Source organism: Wolbachia endosymbiont (group B) of Horisme vitalbata (assembly GCF_964028625.1).
Lineage (GTDB): Bacteria > Pseudomonadota > Alphaproteobacteria > Rickettsiales > Anaplasmataceae > Wolbachia.
The window spans coordinates 226,652-248,492 of record NZ_OZ034797.1 but is presented as its reverse complement, the minus strand read 5'-3'; the positions used below and the strand labels follow the sequence as shown (position 1 = coordinate 248,492).

Annotated in this window: 18 protein-coding genes and 1 tRNA gene; 4 read left to right on the top strand and 15 right to left on the bottom strand. The window is 34.6% G+C overall.

Translation table 11 applies throughout. The features are described 5' to 3' along the window. Positions 1-36 precede the first annotated feature (36 nt). The 4 genes from ABWU56_RS01345 to secB form a co-directional block, all read right to left on the bottom strand. Positions 37-678: a protocatechuate 3,4-dioxygenase gene (locus ABWU56_RS01345; RefSeq protein WP_064085711.1), complete on the bottom strand. Its 642-nt coding sequence runs from the start codon at positions 676-678 to the stop codon at positions 37-39. A gap of 166 nt (positions 679-844) precedes the next feature. Further along, entirely contained in the window at positions 845-3,985 is a 3,141-nt protein-coding gene (gene putA, locus ABWU56_RS01340; protein ID WP_353281640.1) for a bifunctional proline dehydrogenase/L-glutamate gamma-semialdehyde dehydrogenase PutA, read from the bottom strand. 121 nt (positions 3,986-4,106) lie between these two features. After that, complete coding sequence (gene acnA, locus ABWU56_RS01335; protein WP_353281639.1) at positions 4,107-6,728, bottom strand: aconitate hydratase AcnA; 2,622 nt, start codon at positions 6,726-6,728, stop codon at positions 4,107-4,109. 6 nt (positions 6,729-6,734) lie between these two features. After that, entirely contained in the window at positions 6,735-7,238 is a 504-nt protein-coding gene (gene secB, locus ABWU56_RS01330; RefSeq protein ID WP_064085710.1) for a protein-export chaperone SecB, read from the bottom strand. A 164-nt stretch (positions 7,239-7,402) separates the two neighbouring features. Between secB and ABWU56_RS01325 the strand changes: the two genes are divergently transcribed. The 3 genes from ABWU56_RS01325 to ABWU56_RS01315 are packed head-to-tail and all read left to right on the top strand — an operon-like array spanning position 7,403 to position 9,416. Then, entirely contained in the window at positions 7,403-8,062 is a 660-nt protein-coding gene (locus ABWU56_RS01325; RefSeq protein WP_353281638.1) for a Tim44/TimA family putative adaptor protein, read from the top strand. Positions 8,063-8,076: 14 nt separating this feature from the next. Then, entirely contained in the window at positions 8,077-8,781 is a 705-nt protein-coding gene (gene dnaQ / locus ABWU56_RS01320; RefSeq protein WP_353281637.1) for a DNA polymerase III subunit epsilon, read from the top strand. A gap of 35 nt (positions 8,782-8,816) precedes the next feature. After that, positions 8,817-9,416, top strand: coding sequence for an SCO family protein (locus ABWU56_RS01315; protein WP_010404358.1), 600 nt, complete (start codon positions 8,817-8,819; stop codon positions 9,414-9,416). A gap of 52 nt (positions 9,417-9,468) precedes the next feature. Here ABWU56_RS01315 and rnc read toward each other — a convergent pair whose 3' ends face one another. Both rnc and ABWU56_RS01305 read right to left on the bottom strand, forming a co-directional pair. Continuing rightward, a complete protein-coding gene (gene rnc / locus ABWU56_RS01310; protein WP_353281636.1) occupies positions 9,469-10,161 on the bottom strand; it encodes a ribonuclease III in 693 nt (230 codons plus the stop codon). A gap of 89 nt (positions 10,162-10,250) precedes the next feature. After that, the gene (locus ABWU56_RS01305) at positions 10,251-11,318 is read right to left on the bottom strand and encodes a quinone-dependent dihydroorotate dehydrogenase (RefSeq protein ID WP_353281635.1); all 1,068 of its coding nucleotides are present in this window, start codon (positions 11,316-11,318) and stop codon (positions 10,251-10,253) included. 108 nt (positions 11,319-11,426) lie between these two features. Here ABWU56_RS01305 and ABWU56_RS01300 point away from each other — a divergent pair. Beyond that, a protein-coding gene (locus tag ABWU56_RS01300) for an IS630 family transposase (RefSeq protein WP_265028085.1) occupies positions 11,427-12,288 on the top strand; the annotation gives its coding sequence in 2 pieces (ribosomal slippage) (positions 11,427-11,752 and positions 11,751-12,288; 864 coding nt in all). Positions 12,289-12,332: 44 nt separating this feature from the next. Here ABWU56_RS01300 and ABWU56_RS01295 read toward each other — a convergent pair. The 9 genes from ABWU56_RS01295 to atpG all read right to left on the bottom strand — a co-directional run bounded on the left by ABWU56_RS01295 (position 12,333) and on the right by atpG (position 21,814). Then, positions 12,333-13,130, bottom strand: a complete 798-nt coding sequence (locus ABWU56_RS01295; RefSeq protein WP_006015735.1) for a hypothetical protein — start codon at positions 13,128-13,130, stop codon at positions 12,333-12,335. A 107-nt stretch (positions 13,131-13,237) separates the two neighbouring features. Next, positions 13,238-13,309: transfer RNA gene (locus ABWU56_RS01290), tRNA-Cys, on the bottom strand. A gap of 5 nt (positions 13,310-13,314) precedes the next feature. After that, positions 13,315-14,211, bottom strand: a complete 897-nt coding sequence (locus ABWU56_RS01285; protein WP_353281634.1) for a class I fructose-bisphosphate aldolase — start codon at positions 14,209-14,211, stop codon at positions 13,315-13,317. 58 nt (positions 14,212-14,269) lie between these two features. Then, positions 14,270-15,268, bottom strand: coding sequence for a molecular chaperone DnaJ (locus ABWU56_RS01280; protein WP_353281633.1), 999 nt, complete (start codon positions 15,266-15,268; stop codon positions 14,270-14,272). A 56-nt stretch (positions 15,269-15,324) separates the two neighbouring features. Then, positions 15,325-17,604, bottom strand: a complete 2,280-nt coding sequence (locus ABWU56_RS01275) for an AAA family ATPase (protein WP_353281632.1) — start codon at positions 17,602-17,604, stop codon at positions 15,325-15,327. Between the two features lie 297 nt (positions 17,605-17,901). Beyond that, entirely contained in the window at positions 17,902-19,128 is a 1,227-nt protein-coding gene (locus tag ABWU56_RS01270) for a DEAD/DEAH box helicase (protein ID WP_010404320.1), read from the bottom strand. A gap of 34 nt (positions 19,129-19,162) precedes the next feature. Further along, complete coding sequence (locus tag ABWU56_RS01265) at positions 19,163-19,414, bottom strand: cold-shock protein (protein WP_064085705.1); 252 nt, start codon at positions 19,412-19,414, stop codon at positions 19,163-19,165. A gap of 174 nt (positions 19,415-19,588) precedes the next feature. After that, positions 19,589-20,923 carry a TldD/PmbA family protein gene (locus tag ABWU56_RS01260; RefSeq protein ID WP_353281631.1) on the bottom strand — a complete coding sequence of 445 codons (1,335 nt, stop codon included), beginning with the start codon at positions 20,921-20,923 and terminating at the stop codon, positions 19,589-19,591. 18 nt (positions 20,924-20,941) lie between these two features. Then, positions 20,942-21,814 (bottom strand): ATP synthase F1 subunit gamma, encoded by an 873-nt coding sequence (atpG, locus tag ABWU56_RS01255; RefSeq protein ID WP_353281630.1) that lies wholly within the window; start codon positions 21,812-21,814, stop codon positions 20,942-20,944. Positions 21,815-21,841 lie beyond the last annotated feature (27 nt).

Below are 21,841 nucleotides of genomic sequence, written 5' to 3'. Positions count from 1 at the left end.
TAAGACTACTATGAACTCCCCTGATATGCAAGGGCTTTATCTTTTATCAGAAAATTTGTTATGCCCACCTAGGGTTATATTAAATGTGTAGGTCTTCATGGCCTGATTGTTATAAGTAAATGGTGCTATCAGAAGGCTTGCAAGTCCACTCTCAATAAGATTACCAAGAAGAAGATCATCACAGTTATCGCAATTATGATCAGCAAAAAACATTTGTGTTGTGAATTCTGGAAAATCTGGATGTTGGACCAAAAAGTTGATGTGTGGAGCCCTATCACCAATTTTACCTGGTACTATTGTAATAAAATTATAATAGCCAAGGTTATTTACTACAAATCTTCCTGATCCAGCAAAATTTGGATCAAGCTCCACATTTTCATCATAATAGCTCATGCCAAGTGAGTCTGCGTGCCATATAGAAACCACAGCATTTTGTATCGGTAAGCAATTTACATCAGTAACTCTACCCACTACATTTATTAATTCTCCTGCTGCATTATTTGGAGAGCCAGGTTTTCTTCTTAAATTATTTGAAGAGTTAAAGCTTTTTGGCCTTGTTTCAAGATCATAAATCCCTGGAGTTTCAATACAATTAAGCAAAATAGGATCAGCCGCAAATAATGACAAATCGAATATAAATTGTACTAAAAACGCTAATAAGATATTTTTTACATTCATTTTGTTTATAGTGCTTTTATCAGAATTATAGCAACCTTTTTCTTTTATTAAAGACAAGACTTTCTTTGAATCCTCCTTAGAATCACAACTATCCTTTCAGTGTATGAGTTTTAGGTTTTAGTACTGCATACACAACTGCACGGACTTCCAATTTAGAAATTGCAAATCAATCCAAACACGCAAGTGTAATGTTACCGCCACATGCTGTAGTGTTGACACTTACAACCTTTTCTATAGAAAAACGTTGCAGATAATTAGGACCACCAGCTTTTGGTCCGGTACCTGACAGTCCTCTACCGCCAAATGGTTGCATTCCAACTGCTGCACCTATTTGATTGCGATTGATGTATACATTTCCAACTGATATTTTCTTGCTTATTAAATCGATCTTACTTTGTACACGGCTTTGCAAAGAAAACGTAAGTCCATATCCTGTATTGTTTATATCACTTATAACTTCATTTAACTGCGACTTATTAAAACGTATGATATGTAAAATAGGCCCAAACACTTCTTGCTTTAATTGCGAAATTTTTTGTATCTCATAAATGTACGGAGGAAAGAAATAACCATTATAAGAATTTGTATCCATGGGTACCTTGGACAAAAGGTTTGAATCTTCATCCCTTGATATTTTTTCCGTATGTTTAGTGAGCATATCAATAGATGCTTTGTCAATTATTGGACCAATATCTGTGCTCAGTTGTATTGGGTCACCTATCTTTAGTTCTTGAGCTGCATTGCATATCATTTTTATCTGTTTTTCTGCTATATCTTCTTGAATAAATAGCACTCTGAGAGCAGAACAACGTTGACCGCCACTGCGAAATGCAGAAATTAAAACATCCTTAGTTACCTGCTCTAAAAGAGCAGAACTATCAACAATCATAGCATTTAATCCACCAGTTTCAGCGATAAGTGGCACAATAGGACCATCTCTGCTGGCAAGCATTCTATTAATTATTTGAGCGGTCTGTGTTGAGCCGGTAAAAGCTACACCGGAAATTCTATTATCTGGCACTAATATTTTACCTAAATATCGACCATCTCCTGGAACAAGATGTAATACATTTTTTGGTATTCCAGCTTCGTGTAGTATCTTAACGGCTTCATAGGCAATAATCGGCGTTTGCTCTGCCGGTTTTGCCAGCACTGCATTACCTGCTACAAGTGCAGCTGAAACCTGCCCAATGAAGATAGCAAGTGGAAAATTCCACGGTGATATGCATAAGAAAACTCCTCTGCCCTCAAAAAAGATGAAGTTATCTTCACCTGTTGGACCTGGCAATTTTTTCCAGTCATTCAGTTCGTTTTTTGCTATCATTGCATAATAGCGCAAAAAGTCGATTGCCTCTCTTACTTCTGCTATTGCATCGGATAAAATTTTTCCTGCTTCCAAGATGAGAATGTAAACCAACTCTTTCATCCTTTCCTCAAGCAAATCTGCAGCTTTTTCAAGGCATTTAGCGCGCTCTTCTGCTGAAATATTCTGCCACTTAGTAAAAGCACTATGTGCTATTTCAAGAGCATTTAAAGCCTGAGCGCTTGTTGTACTTGACACTTCTCCAATTACATTTTCCAAATGTGCAGGATTCACTACTTCGATAAATTCAGCACTATCAAGTAGTGCCTTTCCATCAATTATTGGCCCAACTTGCCATTTCTTTTCACTAAATTTTTTTATATCATTTGCAAATTGCGAAACTGTAATTGAATCACTAATATCCATCCCCAAGGAGTTTTTTCTTTCCTCTCCAAAAATATCTTGTGGCAATGGAATGTTTTGATGAGGTTCATATTCTAAACTTTTAGCTTTTTCTAATGGATCCGAGACTAATTCTTCAATTTTAACGTTAGGATCATTTATTTGATTGACGAACGAACTATTAGCTCCATTTTCAAGAAGACGCTTAACAAGATATGGTAATAAATCACTACGTTTACCAACTGGTGCATATATACGACAGCTGATGCTTGTTGCAAGTTCTGACATTGCATAATCATATAAATCCTCACCCATTCCGTGTAAACGCTGAAACTCAAATCCAGGATGATCTTTGTCAGCAAGCTCTATTATAGTAGCAAAAGTATAGGCATTATGAGTTCCAAAGCATGGGTAAAAGTGATTTACTTTGCTTAAAAGCTTCTGTGCACACGCAAGGTAGCATACATCAGTATAGCTTTTTCTTGTAAATATTGAATAACCACTTAACCCTAGCTCTTGTGCACACTTGATTTCTGAGTCCCAATATGCACCTTTCACAAGCCTCACCATAATTTTATGCTTTGATCGGATAGCAACATCCTCAACAAAATCAAGCACAGATAAAGCACGTTTTTGATATGCTTGTACAGCCAAGCCAAGCCCTCCCCACTGAGAAAGTGACTCATCAAGACGCAGTTGCTCGAATAAAACTAATGACATCTCAAGTCTTTCTGATTCTTCTGCATCTATGCATAGTGAAATGTTGTATTTTTTTGCTTCACGACAGAGCTCTAAAACCCTAGTAAATATCTCACCAGCAATTCGGTCAAATTGACCAAATTCATAACGTGGGTGCAAAGCAGAAAGTTTTATTGAAATTCCATGGGATTTAAAACAATCATTCACTTCAGTAGTTGCACCTATAGCTTTTATTGAGTGCATGTATGAATCAAAACACTCTTCTGCATCTTCAGCTGTGTGAGCAGCTTCGCCAAGCATATCAAAAGAGTATAAAAACTTACTATTGTCATCTAGTTTTGCATATCTTAAAGCTTCTTCTATGGTTTCTCCAACAACAAAATGATTAGCAAGCATAGACATTGCTTGTTTTACTGCTTTGCGAATGATCGGTTCTCCTAAATTCTTAAGTAACTTAGAAATTGCGTAATAGAACTTCGAATCGCCTTCATTATCTCTCAATATACTGCTACCTATCATCAAGCTCCATGTGGAAGCATTAACAAACAATGAAGAGGAACGCCCCAAGTGTTTATTCCATTCTTGGTTGGTAATTTTATCTTTGATCAATTCGTCTATTGTGTAATCATCTGGTATTCTAAGTAGCGATTCAGCAAGGCACATCAATGCTATTCCTTCATCATTGGAAAGCGAATATTGCTGCATAAAGGAATCTACAATACTTAATTTATTGTGTTTGATTTTTTCAATAACTTGTTTTGCAATATTGTAAATTCTGTTTTTCGAATCAACCGAAAGTTCTACTTTTTCTACAAGATAACGTATACAGCTTTTTTCATCAGTACGATAAAATCCTTGTAAACGTTTTCTGAGTTCATTAGGTTCTTGTATAGAGCTAATCATAATTATCTATAAAACACCTTTACTATATGTAAGGTAAAATTATATCATAACTTCGCATAGAACAAATCATTATTTAAAAGGACCAGGGCTGGAGCTAAAAGAAGTCTAGTACTTACTTTTACTAAGTCGAAAGAAGTATGTAGCTTAACACTCCACCACTCATTAAGTATTTAATCTCAGTTGCGGTTTGTACACAGCATTTGAGTTGTATTGATTGCTTTGAATTATCCTGTCTTTTAATGATACATTCTAGATTTCCATTTGATACTATTTCACCTTTTATGCTTATTATCTCACTACCATCAAATATCTTTCTGGTTATTCCATTTTGGAATATAAGTGGAAGAACACCCATGCCGACCAAGTTGGACCTATGTATGCGTTCAAAACTTTCTGCAATCACAGCTTTAATTCCCAGTAATGCAGTACCCTTTGCTGCCCAATCCCTACTTGAACCTGTACCATATTCTTTTCCTGCAATGACAACTAATGGAACAGCTTCTCTTTTATATTGCATTGCTGCATCAAAAATTGACATAGTTTCTTGAGAAGGAATATGTTTTGTATAGCCACCCTCAGCGCTCACCATTTTATTTCTTATTCTGATATTAGCAAAGGTTCCACGCATCATTACGTTGTGGTTACCGCGGCGAGATCCATATGAATTGAAATCTTGCGGTTCAACTCCAAGACCTTTTAAATATATGCCTGCAGGACTATTTGAGGCAATATTTCCAGCAGGGGAAATGTGGTCGGTAGTGACGCTATCGCCAAACATCGCTAGTATTTGCGCATTCTTTATATCAACTATGTTGCTTCCATTGTTCTTAGTCGATAAATTATCAAAATAGGGAGGGTTTTGTATATAAGTGCTTTTCGCGTCCCAATCATATATTTCACCTTTCTCACACTTTATCTTTTGCCAATGCTCATCACCAGAAAAAACATCCTTATACTTTTGTATGAACATTTCACGCGTCACAACACTTTTAACACAGCTCTCAACTTCATTATTTGTTGGCCATATATCTTTGAGATAGACATCATTTCCATTCTTATCTTTGCATATTGAATCTTTTGTCAAATCAATTTGCACAGTGCCTGCAAGTGCATATGCAACAATAAGTGGCGGAGATGCCAAGTAATTAGCTTTGACTAACGGATGAATTCTTCCTTCAAAGTTACGATTGCCAGACAAAACTGCAGCAACAGTTAAGTTTTTGTTTTTTATATCATCCTCTATATCCTTATTAAGTGGACCAGAATTTCCAATGCAAGTTGTGCAGCCATATCCAACTAGATTAAAACCCAAAGCATTTAGATCTACCTGCAATCCAGACTTTTCTAAATATTCTGTCACAACTTGTGACCCTGGAGCAAGAGAAGTTTTAACCCAAGGCTTTGATTTTAATCCAAGTTTAATTGCATTACGAGCTACAAGACCTGCAGCAATCATCACACTTGGATTTGAGGTGTTAGTGCAGCTTGTTATTGCTGCAATCACTACGCTGCCACTCTGGAGCTGATCGCCATAGATAGGTTCCAACGGAGGTCTGTTTGTCTCATTAATAGGAAAAGATGTAGAAAAAGATTCCGCTACTTCTGAAAGGAAAATCTTATCCTGTGGTCTTTTAGGACCAGCCATCACTGGCTTTACGCTTGATAAATCAAGCTCTAGTGTGTCAAAAAATGCTAACTCATTACTGCTACGCCACAATCCCTGCTCTTTTGAATAGACTTCAACTAATTTGATCAGCTCTTCTGATCGCCCTGTTAAATGTAAATAATCGAGTGTTTTCTGATCAATTGGAAAAAACCCACAAGTTGCACCATACTCTGGGGCCATGTTAGCTATAGTGGCCCTGTCTGCTAGAGATAAATAATCTAAACCATCACCATAAAATTCTACAAATTTACCAACAACACCTTTTGTTCTTAGGATACTGGTAACCGTCAGCACTAAATCAGTCGCAGTTACTCCTTCCGGTAGTCTGCCAATTAATTTAAATCCAACTACTTCTGGAATCACCATACTAATTGGTTGACCAAGCATCACAGACTCAGCTTCTATGCCTCCAACACCCCAACCAAGGACTGATAACCCGTTAATCATTGTAGTGTGACTGTCAGTACCAACTAAAGTGTCAGGATATATGACCCCATCATTATTACACACAACTTGCGCTAAATACTCAAGGTTTACTTGATGGCAAATTCCAGTACCTGGTGGTACTACTCTAAAATTTGTGAAGGACGACTCTCCCCACTTTAAAAATTGATATCTCTCCAAATTTCTTTTTACTTCTAGCTCAACATTTTTACTGAATGCGGAAGTGCTTCCATAACTATCTACTTGAACAGAGTGATCGATCACAAGATCAACAGTTACAGATGGATTTATTTTGCTTGGGTTACCTCCGTTTTTCTTCACATAATTACGCATTGAAGCTAAGTCAACGACAGCAGGAACTCCTGTGAAATCCTGCATCAAAACCCTTGCTGGCTTGTAGCTAATTTCGTGATTAATGTGTTTCTTGACGCAATTTGCTAATATCTTTATGTCATCTAATTTAACGCTTACTCCATCTTCGTTGCGCAATAAATTTTCAAGCAATACCTTGAGTGAACAAGGCAATTTGGTTAAATTTACTCCTAAGAATTTACCAGCGTTACTTAGGTTAAAGTAGTTATATAACCTTCCATCAATATTTAAAGTCGTCTTTGCATTTAAAGAATTGTTCATCCTGTATTAGTTAAAATTGGAATTACTAGCGCTACTTTTTTGTTGTTGACTTTGCTGCTGATACATAGTTTCAAAATCTATAGGATCTAGCATAAGTGGAGGAAACCCACCACTACTTGTAGTTCTTGCAATTACTTCTCTTGCAAAAGGAAAAAGAAAAGTAGGCCCGCCAATAAACAAAGCTTGTCTTACTTCCTCTTCACTCAACTCTTTCAAATTTTCTATTGAAAAAATACCACAATACTTTATCTCACAAATGAAAGCTATACCATTTTTTATATCTTCATCTTTTACCGTCGCTTTGACTTCTATATGCAAAGTAATTTCATGAAAAGGTTTTTCTTCATTTATTCCTTCTTTGCTTTCCGTTCCTTCTAATTTTGCTGAATTAATATTAACCGTTACATTAATATCGGGAGCTTTACTAGAAGGAAGGAATGGCGAATTTGGATTCTCAAACGAAAGATCTTTGACATACTGACCATGAATTTTCATTTTGTGTTGTAACATTTCTTACTTCTCCTTTAATTAAGTTGAGATATTTAATACTTTCTTATATAATATATTCATTTATAAACGAATAGCAAACCTAACTATAGGCTAATATGCAAAACATATTTTTATCAATAATTAATAATATTTAGATACTTTATATACCAAGGGGTTAAGTTACCATGATAGAGCTTGTAATATATGCTTTACTAGCGGCGTTTATTTTTTCACGCTTATACAATTCTTTAGGAAGATCAGACAGTCTCAACCTAAAAAAGCTAACAGTTGTATTGGATGCAAGTCAAAGTAAAGAGGATGTGGTAGAAAATATCGAAGATTATATTTATAGCAACGACAAAAGTTCAATAGAAGCTACTTATAAACAAATATTACAAAAAAACAGAGAGTTCTCTATTTCCAATTTTATAGAAGGTTCAAGCATAGCTTTTGAATTAATAATTAAATATTTTAACCAAGGGAATTTACCTCAATTAAAATCCCTTCTGGACAAAGATTTGTATAACAGCTTTGTGGATAAGATTAAGCATCGTAAAGAGATACACGAGTCTATAATTGTTTCTATCGTTTCACAAAAGATCTTAGAAATAAAGCTAGTAAAAAACGTAATATTTATTGCAGTATATTTCCTTTCAGAGCAAATTAACTTCGTTAAGAATAATGAAGGAGATATCATATCAGGTAGTATGTCTACTATTAACAAAGTTGAGGATGTATGGCAATTCAAAAAAAATATTAATTCATCAGATCCAACCTGGTTGCTTGTTTCCATTAACTACAAGAAGGCAAGTACCGATAAAAATTTAACAGCAAATGACAAGTAAGATTAGTTACACCGATGGAAAGTAGGCTACGAGAAATAGTACTTGATACTGAAACTACAGGTCTTGACACTGAGTCTGGCCATCGAATTATTGAGATAGGATGTGTAGAACTAATTAACCGTATTGCAACAGGTAAAACATTTCATCGATATCTTAATCCAGAGAGAGATATACCTTACCACTCATTTAAGATTCATGGTATTAGTGAGGAGTTTTTGGAAGATAAGCCACTATTTTCAGATGTTGCACTTGAATTTCTTGACTTCATATCTAATGACATCTTGGTAATTCATAATGCTGAGTTTGATATTAAGTTCCTTAATATGGAGTTAAACAAGTTGAATGCCGGGTTAATTTCCTCAGATAGAGTGCTAGATACATTACCACTTGCAAGAAAAAAGTTTGTAGGATCACCTGCTTCTTTAAATGCATTATGCAAGCGTTTTGATATATCGCTAGAAGGTAGAGAGTTACACGGAGCATTAGTTGATGCTCAATTGCTTGCAAAGGTCTATGTTGAGCTTACAGGAGGATTGCAAACCTTTTTATTTAATAATGAATGTGCTCAGGACAATAACTCTACGTTTATTCAGCATAAAGTGCGTAATTTAGCTCGCAGAGAACATTCACCAAGTATTAAAGAAATTGATGAGCATAAGAAATTGTTAGATAAAATTAACAACCCACTTTGGAAGGAATATATTGAATCAATCAACTAATCAATATATGATTTAACTTTATTGGAAACGCTTTAATGATAAAGTTTATAAGGTTATTGTCTAGTTTGCTAATAACAGTAGCAGCTATCTTCTTAGGTTATTGTTATTTTACCAAGCAAGGCATATTTGTTTCACAAAATACAGAAATTAAGGTAGGTGGAGATTTTTCTTTGATCAATCAAGACGGACAAACAGTACGCAGTAGTGATTTTAAAAATAAGTATATGATGATTTTTTTCGGATTTTCCTCATGCAAAAGAATTTGCCCTATGAATCTCGGCATAATTTCAGAAACACTTGCAAAGTTAGATAAGAAAACTGACAACAAGCTACAAACATTTTTTATCACAGTTGATCCTGAGCGCGATAATACAGAAAGGCTTAAAGAATTTCAGCAGCAATTTGACCATAGAATACAAATGCTCACTGGTGAAAGACAAAAAATAGATGAAGTAGTTGCAAAGTATAAAGTATATGCAAGTAAAGTAGATGGAGAAGAGGAAATTAACCATTCTTCAATGATATACCTTATTAGCCCTGAAGGAAAATATGTCACACACTTTGTAGCTGACTTAAATTCAGATGAAAGTCAATCTGATAAGATTCTGGCTGAGATAAAAAAATATGTAAGCTGAACTAAAGAGCTTAGCTTACTTTAAATTTATGCTAACAGCTATTTTGATTAAACTAAGTCGTTTTTTTAATTTTTTCTAGGATCAACTCAGCAGCTTTTTGTTCAGCAATTTTCTTACTAGGAGCGCATGCAGAAACTTTGTCATAACTCTCTATGCAAACTGATATAGTAAATTCAGGATTGTGTGCTGGTCCAGTTTGTTTTACAAGCTCATACTTCGGTAAAGGTAATTTATTTCTCTGAGTCCATTCTTGCAGTGAAGTTTTAGGATCTTGAGGAGGATCGAGGATGTCTTTAGCTAGCTTTTCCCAATGTCGGATAATAAATTTTTCAACACTCTCAAGTCCGCCGTCAATATAAATTGCACCTATTAGTGCCTCAAGCGAATTTTCTAAATTTTTTAAGTTACATTTCCCTCCGTTGCAACGTTCACTATTATTCATGATAATAAAGTTACCTAACTCTATTTCTTTAGCAACATTAGCAATGGTACTACCACAAACTAAATCCGTTTTTCTTTTTGCCAATGCTCCTTCTTTTTCTTCAGGAAACATTTTAAACAGCATAGCAGATACAACCATGTTCAAAATACTATCGCCCAAAAACTCTAGCCTTTCGTAGCTTACGATCTGGTCTTCGCTATTCCTTTTATTTACGCTTGGATGGGTTAATGCCTCTTCTAATATTGCATGATCTGTAAATTGATAATTAATAACTTTAGATATTATATCGTTCAAAACTTTCATGTTCATCATTCAAAAGAAAAACGCTTTCTACCACCTTTATACCAGAGAATTAGTTTTATTTTATTAAAATAATACCACCACTTCCAAAATTAATGTATACAACCCACCGCTTCAGTAACGTTACTAAATCCATCCCTTCTTACTAGTTCCGCAAGCTCCAGGTTAATTTTGTTCACAACTTGATGCCCCTGGTATACAAGAGCAGTGTATAGCTGGACTAAAGAAGCTCCTGCCTTTATTTTTTCATATGCGTCAACACCACTTGAAACTCCCCCACATCCTATCAATAAAATTCTGCTCTTAGTAAGCTTGTACATATCACTCAATAACTCAGTTGAAAGTTGAAACAATGGTCTGCCACTCAACCCACCGCTCTCATTATAGTAAGAATCTCGACTTATCGTAGTGTTGCTTACTATTAAGCCGTCAATTTTATATTCTAGTGTAAGCTCAGCGATATTTTCTTTTGTTTGCTGATCTATATCTGGAGAAATTTTTAATATTATCGGTATGGATTCAGAGCTATCGATTGATTTCCGGGTTAGAGTGATAGATTTCAACAATTTGGATAATTCTTGTTTATTGTGCAAATCGCGCAAGTTAGGTGTGTTTGGGGATGAGATGTTCAGTACTATATAATTGCTCTTTCCATATACTATCTTTATTAAGTCAACATAATCGCTGATTTGGTCCTTTGATGTACTGTTTCTTCCTATATTTATACCAAAAATACAATCACCAAGTTTAGTTTCACTTATCTGTTTAAGAAAATAGTCTACTCCTTTATTATTAAATCCCAATCTATTAATTATTCCTTCATCTTTAATTAATCGAAAAATTCTCGGTTTTTTGTTTCCATATTGGGGATGTTTAGTTACAGTACCAGCCTCAATAAATCCAAAACCAAATGAGAGCATCGGCTTTACAACTTCCGCATTTTTATCAAAACCTGCAGCAAGACCTACAGGACTCCTAATTTTATTACCAAAAAAGTTTACATTTAAAGACTTAGGTAGTTCTATAGGTTTCCTACAGGGCATCTTTTTTAACGCCGTTATTACCAAGGAGTGAGCAATTTCAGGCGGCAGTAAAAACAATAAATTACGTAATATCATTTTGTAAAACACTTTGCTTATTTTTAGTTTATTTTTTACCATGCAACAAGAATAACTTAGAAAGCTTGAGGTTTATCAAAATAGTAAGTATAGCTCTTCTCATAATAATCCAAACAAGTTAAGATATGGATTTATGGTAGTGGGGTTTGTATGCCAGCAGCGTATAGTTACGACTTAAGGAAAAAAGCAATGGAAGCATTGGATGAAGGAGAAAGTAGAGCAAATGTTGCCGAGAGATTTAAAATTGGAAAAACAACTCTATATGAGTGGCAGAAAAGACGTAAGGAAACGGGAGATTTTCAGTCAAAAAAGCCTGGAAGCGTAGGATATAACCATAAAATTACTGACTGGAATGTTTTTACCAAATTTGCAAAAAACCATGGTGGCAAAACTCAGTCAGAGATGGCTAAACTCTGGGGCAATATCAGTAGACAAACGATTCACCGTGCACTTAAAAATATTGGATTTACAAGAAAAAAAGACCTACGGATATAAAGAAAGAAATGAAGAGAAGCGAGCTCACTTTTCAAAGGTTATAGCAACAAAACGTCATGAAAATCTTGTATATATTGACGAATCTGGAATAGATAATACAGAAGACTACCCATACGGATACTGCAGAAAAGGAGAGAGGTTTCATTCACTAAAATCAGGTAAAAAAGCTCAGCGGGTCAGTATGATTGCAGCTCTAAATAAAGAGAAAATCATTGCTCCATTGACCTTTGAAGGATATTGCAATAAGGATGTTTTCGAGGCTTGGTTTGAGCAGTTTTTAACTCCAATTTTAAGGTCTGGCCAAACTGTAATTCTTGATAACGCTACTTTTCATAAATCTAAAAAAATAGATAATCTTGCTAAAGGAGTTGGTGCTGAAATTCTTTATCTTCCTCCATATTCTCCAGACTTTAACAAAATTGAGCATCAGTGGTTTGCTATAAAGAACAGAGCTAGAAAAAATATCCCTATTTTTAAGTCTTTCCGTCAAGCTGTTGATTCTGCTTTTTTATTCTGACTATTATGAGAAGAGCTATATATAGTTTCTATGAGTAGTAAAAACTAATTTTTCTGAAGGGAAACCAGAACTTGATCAGTATTTTTATCTACTAATTCGAGGTAGCCAAATTTGTTAATTTGAGATTTTATTAGTATAGGAATCTTATTTCGATTTAAATAAAATCCCTGTTTTGATTGTTTATTAATCCGCAACCTTACATCCCCATTTTTCCAAGCAAGCATCTTATTTATTCCAGATTTTTCTTTACAATTATCTTCATTTACAAATCCTAAGTATTCATCTTCTGAAGAAGATATTGCAATCTTGCATATTCTATACCCTACCCAATTCCCTAGATATGGATCAGTATCGTCTTTTTCGTGAAGCTTGAACTCTCCTTTGACATATTCCCATGGAGCTTTTGCATCACCTACCTTTTTTAGAAAGAGTACGTCCTGATCAAAGTTTATAATGGTCCTTGTATGAAATGTTGTTAAGCTTGTGTCCCATAATAGTTTTTCTGTGATGCTAAAATGCTCTTTATCCTTTTGCATATTTTGAAATGATACGATTATCACATCTGCTCCAACTTCTCTTCCATAGTTAACATATTGACTAGCACGCCCATGTTTGGCTGTGAATGATGACTTACCTATTAACAGAAAGTCATTAAATAACGCATTATATATAGTCTGTGCACTGTAAGCTGTACCGACGTAAACCGGCTGTTTGTTGGATGAAGGGTACTTTTCTGGTGCAAGATGAGTATACGAGCTCTTTAATAAATAGTGAAAAGTGCAACTGGTAAGCAAGAAGGGCAAACCAATCAATAATAAAACTTCTGTTAATCTCTTTGGCATTTTACTGCTTATATTTTGAATATAGTATCTTATTTTTTTAAATATTTCATTAAAAGCCACACTTCTTGTTAAAATTTCAGAAGAAAAAACGATCTAATTGGAGTAAGAGGCCGGGACCGGAATTGAACCGGTATAAAAGGATTTGCAGTCCTCCGCATAAGCCATTCTGCCACCCAGCCGTTTTTTATGCATAGATATCCATTATATCTTTTAGCATAGATAAAGCATCCTCTCTTTTTCTTTGAAAAGTGTTACGCCCGATAATTGAACCATTACCACCGCCTTGCTTAATTTCTTTCGCTTCATTGCATATGTCATTCACTGATTTTGACTCGCCACCAGAAAAAACTACTATTCTTTTCCCTGCAAAACAAGATCTTTTAACATATTCAATTCTTTTAGATAATGACTCAATATTTTCTGTTTCTATTTTCTCCCTTTCCAAATAGTTAATTGGAAGTTTTACTTTGATTATATTAGCGCCAAGTAAAGCTGCTATGTGCGCAGCATAGGCAATAACATCAACTGCTGTTTCGCCTTCTTTGGAAATTCCTTCACCGCGTGGATAAGACCATAGCACTACGGCAAGGCCGCAAGACTTAGCCTCAGCTATAATTTCGCGAGCTTCTTCCATCATATCGAAGCACTTAGCAGAACCAGGATATATAGTAAACCCAACAGCTACGCAACCCAAACGCAGCGCATCTTTTACAGAAGCAGTTATTGCTTGATCAGAAGTTAAGTTTTTCGAGTGCAAGGAGTTAGCACTATTAAGCTTCAAAATAAGTGGTAGCATTCCAGCATAAGTTGAAGCACCAGCTTCGATCATACCAAGCGGAGCAGCGTATGCGCTTACTCCCGAATCAACTGCAAGCTGAAAATGATAATGCGGATCGTAAGCATCAGGATTAACTTCAAAACTTTTTATTGGCCCATGCTCAAATCCTTGATCTACAGGAAGAATTACTAACTTGCCAATTCCACTAAGTTTTCCATGCATAAGAATACGAGCAAGATTTGCTTTTACCCCAGGATTTTCACTTTCGTAATAATCTAGAATTCGGTTTACTTCTTTACTCATTAACACCTTCAAGTTTGCTTAAAGTGTAGCAAAAACCATAGTTGAAGCAAAGATCTTTTTATGCTCTTGTTCCTACACCTATATTTAAAGGTGTAACTTTAGGATCGGTGGTGTGCTGCTGTGGTTTTTCTTGAATTAAATCTTCAAAATACATTTTAACAATAGGAAGAATGAGTGGCATAAGCACTAATTTGTAGTCATACCATGCAAATTTTTCCTTGTAGCTAAATTCTGTGTCTTCTTCATATAAACGCTGAATGCAGTGTTCGCTATATAATTCAGAAGCTTTCGTAAAAGTTCTAAGTAAAGCAATAAGTAATAAATCCAATGCCAAATTAACTATCAGCATTGTTCCATATTGAACAGGACAGCCATTTTGTGCAATTTCCGATGCTAAACTGCACACAGCAAACGCTGCTGCCATACATATCACATAATTATCAGCAGCAATAAGTAGATTGTATCTTCTATTTAACCTATCTAGATTTTCCTCTTGTGAGCCTCTTTGTTTACTTGCTGCATAGATAATACTACAAAAGGATATAATAAATAACCATGGCCAAACTCCGATGCTGAATGCATAAAATTTATAAGCAATATTTTGCATTTTGCCACTGTTAGCAAGCTGCGATAAGCAATATTTGACTTTATGCGACGGATTAAGTATCACACCTGCTAATATAAAAAATAAACATGCTCTATTTACAGCTTTCTCTCTACGCAATAGAATCTCATTGATTCTCCTTTGTTTTTCCTGCACTTCTCGCTGTAATGTTATAGATATGCCAGCTGCTTTTAAAGAATTAAGATATTGCTCTAGCTTATCTTTATCTGCACTAAGTTTTTTAAACTTTTCTTCAGCTACTTTTTTTTCTTTCTCTCCTATTACTTTATCAGGGTGACATTTTAATGAAGCTTTTCTAAAGCGCCGCTCAACTAACTTAAGTACATCATCAAACTCCTGGCTTATTACTTCTTCCGCTTTTATTCCCAGTCTTGAAAATAAATTCCGTAAATCTTGATTACTGTAATATTGATTTCTAGTTAAACTTGCCACTTTAGCCTCATTAAAAAATGAGGCTTATACTACAAATTTAATACTCAAGCAAGAATTTAAACTATATTAAAAGCAATTTCTTGTTTATCCATATAAATCCTTAATTTCTTTCCTTTGATTAATTGACGATTCAGCATTTCTTCAGCCAAATGACTTTTTATCTCTTTTTCAATCAACCTCTCTATCGGACGTGCTCCCATTTCTTTGCTGTAGCCAGTTTGTGCAAGATAAAACTTTACTTCCTCTTCGACTGAGCAACTTATGCCCTTTTGCATAAGTTGCTTTTTCAATTCTTGAACAAATTTATCCACAATATACAAAATGACATCTAAATTGAGGTCAGAAAAAGAAATGACTGCATCCAAGCGATTACGAAATTCAGGGCTAAAAATCCGTTCTACTGCTTTTTCGCTATCACCAATATTAAAGTCCTTATACCCAAAGCCAATAGAACTTTTGCTACGCTCAAATGCACCTGCATTGGTTGTCATAATTAAAATTGTATTGGAAAAATTAACTTTACGCCCGTAAGTATCTGTAACATAACCATAATCCATGACTTGTAGTAATATATTGTAAATATCACTATGAGCTTTCTCAATTTCATCAAGAAGTACCACACTATATTGATTGTTAGATACAGATTCTGTAAGCAATCCACCTTGGTCGTAACCCACATATCCAGGAGGGGAACCAATCATTCTAGATATTGTGTGAGGTTCCATATACTCGGACATATCAAATCGTATAAGGTTCATACCCATATTCTGTGCTAATTTCTTTGCAAGCTCAGTCTTACCTACGCCAGTTGGTCCTGCAAAAAGATAATTTGCCAAGGGTTTACTGTAACTTCTTAGACCAGATTTAGCAATTTTAATAGAATTAACAAGAGACTCTATCGCTTGCTCTTGACCAAAAATGGCTTTCTTGAGATTTTCTTTCAAAGATTTTACTCTTTGCACATCATCAAGCTCGCAAGGTACGTTTGTAATCCTAGTGATAGTATTCTTAATATCTCTACTGTTTATAATTTTTCGCCTGTTTTTTTGTAACTTACAATACGCCCCTGCTTCATCTATAACATCAACTGCTTTATCAGGTAATATTCGCCCAGTAATATACTTGTGTGAAAGTTCAGCTGCAGATTTAATGGCATGTTTCGTGTAATATACCCCATGATACCTTTCATAGTAATGCTTTATACCATCTAGTATCTTTACTGTATCATTAATAGAAGACTCTTTTACATTAATTTTTTGAAACCTCCTTGCTAATGCTTTATCCTTTTCAAAGCTATTGCTATATTCTCTATATGTAGTTGCACCTATACAACGCAACGCACCTCTTGCAAGTGCAGGTTTGAGCAGATTGCCAGCATCAAGAAAGCTGCCACTTGTTGAACCTGCTCCAATAATAGTGTGTATTTCATCAATGAAAAGAATAGCGCCAGGTTTTGCCTCAATTACTTTTATTATAGATTTTATTCTCTCTTCGAAGTCACCTCTATAGCGTGTTCCTGCAAGAAGTGATCCTAAATCCAAAGCATAAATTATGCTGGATCTCAGTGCACTCGGAACACTACCTTCAATAATTTTCAATACCAAGCCTTCAACTATTGTTGTTTTACCAACACCTGGTTCTCCGACATATAAAGGGTTATTTTTTCTGCGTCTTAGCAAGATTTCTATAGTGCGATTTAATTCATAATCACGACCAATGACATAATCTATTTTTTTGCTTCTTGCATAATCATTTAAATTTCTACAATAATTTTGTAGAACTTCTTCATCTTTTAATAATTCACCTTTATTTGCTACAGTAGAGATATCGTTATTCTTATCAAGTTTTATCTTGCGATTAGTTACATATTCTTCTATATCACCTGAATATTTCATATTGGATATGTTATAAATCAAATTAGAATCCTTTGCATTCTGTTTGCGTAATAGCTCTTCAATATATAAATCTTGCTCAGACAGAATCTCTAATAGAATACTTGCTCCATTTATTTCTTTTCTTCCCAGACGATGAGCTCGTATCATGGCTTTATGTATTATGCGTTGAAATAGCACATCAGGCTCAACTTTATTGACAGTTAATTCGGAGTTGTCTTGTAAAAAACCTTTTGTATTATTACCACGATCATTCCTTAATATAATATTATCTATATTTATGATTTCACCAGCTCTGATGTTACATCTTGATAAAACATAATTTACATCCACATCTTTGGTTAATGCTAGCAACAAATGTTCCACTTTTGCATATTTAAGCTTACAATCAGAAGCAATCTGTAACGCTCTATTTAAACTTGCCTCTAAATTTTTAGAAATCATCTATTCTCTTTAAAAGTGTAAATTTATATATAATTAGTAGCACACAATTATTAAAAAAACTGAAATCTAGCAGCTCGTTGTAGCCAAATTGAATTAAGCTACAGATTATAGTCCACACAGCCTAACATTATACCGTTGTGATAATCTCAAAACGTTATAAGCAGCAGAATTAAGATTATCAAATTGTAGGTAAATCTAATTTGGGCTAGCTATATATTCTTTCTACCATCCTCCAATCACTTCACTTTGCAGCAAGTTTACTGGAGCTTTTAAAGAATAGAAGAATAGTTAAGTACATTAATACGCTTTTTCTAGTACTCTGCTTTTCTTCTTAAATACATTGATCTTTTTTCTACCGTATTTAGCCTTTAACGTACTTGGCCTTTTAAAGATCTTTTTGCTGTTACGTTTTTGAGATTGCATACTACAATCAAAATTTGGCTCTCCTTCTTTATCTGCTAGTGCAGGCAGTCTTCTCTTATCTTGAGGTGTAACAAAAGATAATGCAAATCCTTCAGCTCCCGCACGTGCAGTTCTACCTATACGATGAACATAATCAGCTTGCGATTGTGGTACATCATAATTGATAACATGTTGAATGTGCGGAATATCAAGGCCGCGAGAAGCAACATCTGTTGCAACCATGATTTGATTGCGGCCACGACGAAAAGAATCAATGACTCTTTCACGCTTGTGCTGCCTTAAATCACCATGAATTGCCAAAGCGCTATAGTCATCTTTGTGCAATTTGTCAGCTAGCTGATCCGCTCCTCGCTTTGTTTTAACAAAAATAATGATCGATCCTTTGCGCTGACATAATTGTGTAACAAGCTTGCCATATTTTTCTGATTCTGATGCATAAACAACTTCTTGTTTAATTTTTACAGAAGTTGTAGCCTGGCAATCAACAGAAACACGCTCTGGTTGATTAAGATATTTTTCAGTAAGTTTTACTATTTCTCCAGGAAGAGTTGCAGAAAACATAAGATTTTGCCTTATTTTAGGCAAATGCTTCATAATTTCTTCAATCTGAATTCCAAAGCCCATATCAAACATACGATCCGTCTCATCAAGCACAAGAATACCAACATTCCGAGTAACTAAAGTTTTACGCTCAATATGGTCTATAATACGACCAGGAGTACCTATTATAATTTGTGGTTTTTTCTGAAGCTGATTTAGCTGCCTAAAAATAGGCTCGCCTCCGATCAACAAAGCAACTCTTAGTAAAGAACTTTGAGATAAGAGTTTTCTTATCTCACTTGTTACCTGATGAGCAAGCTCTCTGGTTGGCACGATGACTAAAGCTGAACCAATGCTTGGCTCATTCATCAATTTAGCAACCAGTGGAATAGCAAACGCTAAGGTTTTTCCAGTTCCCGTTTGAGCAGACCCAAGAATATCTTTGCCCTGAAGAGCTAGAGGAATCGCTTGCACCTGAATCGGGGTTGGAACACAAAGATTATTTTTACTTAGAGCTTGCCTAAGCAAAGTTGGAAGCCCCATTTCATGAAAATTACTCACAATACATTACCCTATTAAAAAGCTTCACGATAGACTAATCTTCCAATCTTAAATTTATTGCAGACTTTTTATTTTCTCCGTTCCTACCACGCTCTTCTTTAAGCTCATAACTTACTCTTTCCCCTTTCATTCCTCCCTTTTTATCCTCTCCTCGAAGTGCATCAGGTCTTATTCCTGAACGTTCTAATGTACTAACATGTAAAAAAACGTCCTCACCTTTACCTTCTGGCTTGATGAAACCATAGCCTTTTTCAACATTAAACCATTTTATATTACCAAATTCCATATGGATAACTCCTAAACTACTAACTAATATTATTAATGTGATGAAAAACTTTGAAATTACGATTTAGAATGCTTTAAGCTTAGTTACTGCAACTAAACTTCTATACTCCATAGTCTATTCTTAACATTACATAGTAATAGTACACAATTATTGTACTTAATGCAACTAAAATTTTTAATCACTAAGTGAACCTGCTACTGTCATTTCGCTAACTTTAATCGTTGGTGAATTAAACTGCCCACAGAAAGTTAGGTCATTTGCAACAACTAAATTGCTAAACATATTTTTCAAATTGTCGGCAACAGTAATCTCGTGTATTGGATACGTTATTTTACCATTTTCTATAAAAAATCCGCATGCACCTTGACTATAATCGCCATTGATTAAATTAACACCAAAACCAAATAAATCAGTTACATATATTCCTTCTTTTACTTCGTCAATTAATTCCTTAAACAATCTATTACCATTTTTGAAATAGAAATTACTAGCTGAAGGAATAATTGCAGCATTACTTGCACGAGTTGCATTTGCGGTCGTTTCCAAGTTTAATTTCCTAGCCGAATATAGATCTAAAATCCAGTTTTGCAGTACTCCATTTTTTACAAATTCATTTCTTCTGCTCATTATTCCTTCCCCGTCAAACGGTCTTGATGTTATACCCCTTGGTAACAATGGGTCATCAATAATGCTAATCTCAGTATTAAAAATTTGATTATTTAAACTATTTCTCAAAAAAGAGCTATTATTTACAATATTGCTACCATTTATGGCAGAAGCAAAGCTCTTTACTAGCTCTTTTGCTGCTCTTTTTTCAAAAACAACCGGAAATTTGCCTGTCCTGATTGTACATGAACCCAATTGATCTATTGCTCTTTTTGCTGCTCCTTTCCCTATTGACTCCGGTGTTTTTAAATCACTGAAGTTGCATGCTACATCGTAATCGTAGCCTATTTTCATTTCACTCTTTTCTCCAGCAACAACAGAAACCTGATTAACAAAAGTTGACTTACTAAATGAACCAACAAAACCAGAAACGGTTGATAATACTGTATTTACTGAAGTATGTGAAGATGAAGCTCCTTCGGAATTAATAATATTTTTATGTGCAAGAGCTGAATTTTCTGTAGCTTCAGTAATTTCTTTTAATTTATCAATTGTTACAACATTATTATCTGAGATATTTAAATCTGCAGAAGAGATATAATTACTGCCATCTACAGCAAAACTAATATAAGGATCTTCCTGGGCATTCTTTGCCATTTCCACCACTTGGCTCACTGCACTACTAAGATTATTCAAATCGTTTGTGGAAATATACGCAGCTTTGTTCTTACCTGCTATAGCTCTAATTCCGACAGTACAGTTTCTAGATTGTGATATTTGTTCAATTTTTGATAGACGCTGAGAAACCGAGGTCTTATTAGTTTCATATATTGTAACTTCTGCGTCTTGATTCTGCTTTTTTATTAGTTTAGTGATATCTGCTGCAATATTTAATATATTCATTTTTCATTCCTTGAGTTTCTATAAAGATTCTGCACCACCTATAACTTCAATCAAATCAGTTGTAATTGCTGCTTGACGAGAACGATTATAAAGTAATGCTAGTTTATTTAGCATTTCTTTTGTATTTCTGTTTGCTGATTCCATAGCAACCATCCTAGCACTATTTTCACTTGCTGCACTTTCAAGTAAAGCAGAATAAAGAGCAGCTGTAACATAATCTTGAGTCAAAGATTTTAAAATAAACTCAATATTTTGTGGTTCATACTCATAGCTGTAATCTGTTAGAGGACTAACTACAGAATTATCAATTAATAATGAGTCTTTACTCCATGGTTTTATTGTTTCTAATATTGGCTTTTGCATGAAGGTATTATAGAATTTACTGTAAAAAACCTTAACTTTATTGTATTTACTTAGATCTATATCACTAACCAAGGCTTCCACACGCTTTAGTGTGATTCCCTTACTATTTTCAACCTTCAAGATATTTTTAGAATTAAATCTATTTTTGCCTGTCTCAAAAGCTTTCTTACCAAAAAAAATAATTTCTACTTTCTTATCATTTGCAATTAATTTGTTTATATGCTCCTGACTGAATTTAACAACAGAGGAGTTAAAGCTGCCACATAAACCACGATCAGATGCAATAATAAATACTAGGAAAGAATCTTCATTATTGATATTTAGAATTCTTGCTAGTAACTCTTGATCCGCTGATAGCGCTAGTGAAGAAATAATGCTATGCAGCTTAGATATATGCAATTTTGAATTTGATAATTTCTTTTGGCTTTGTAATAATTTTGCTGCAGAAACCATTTGCATTATTTTCGTGGTTTTCTGCACAGACTTAATATTTTTAATTCTTAAGGATAATTCCTTTAAGCTCTTCATTTTGTATATAATTCTAATTTATTAAAA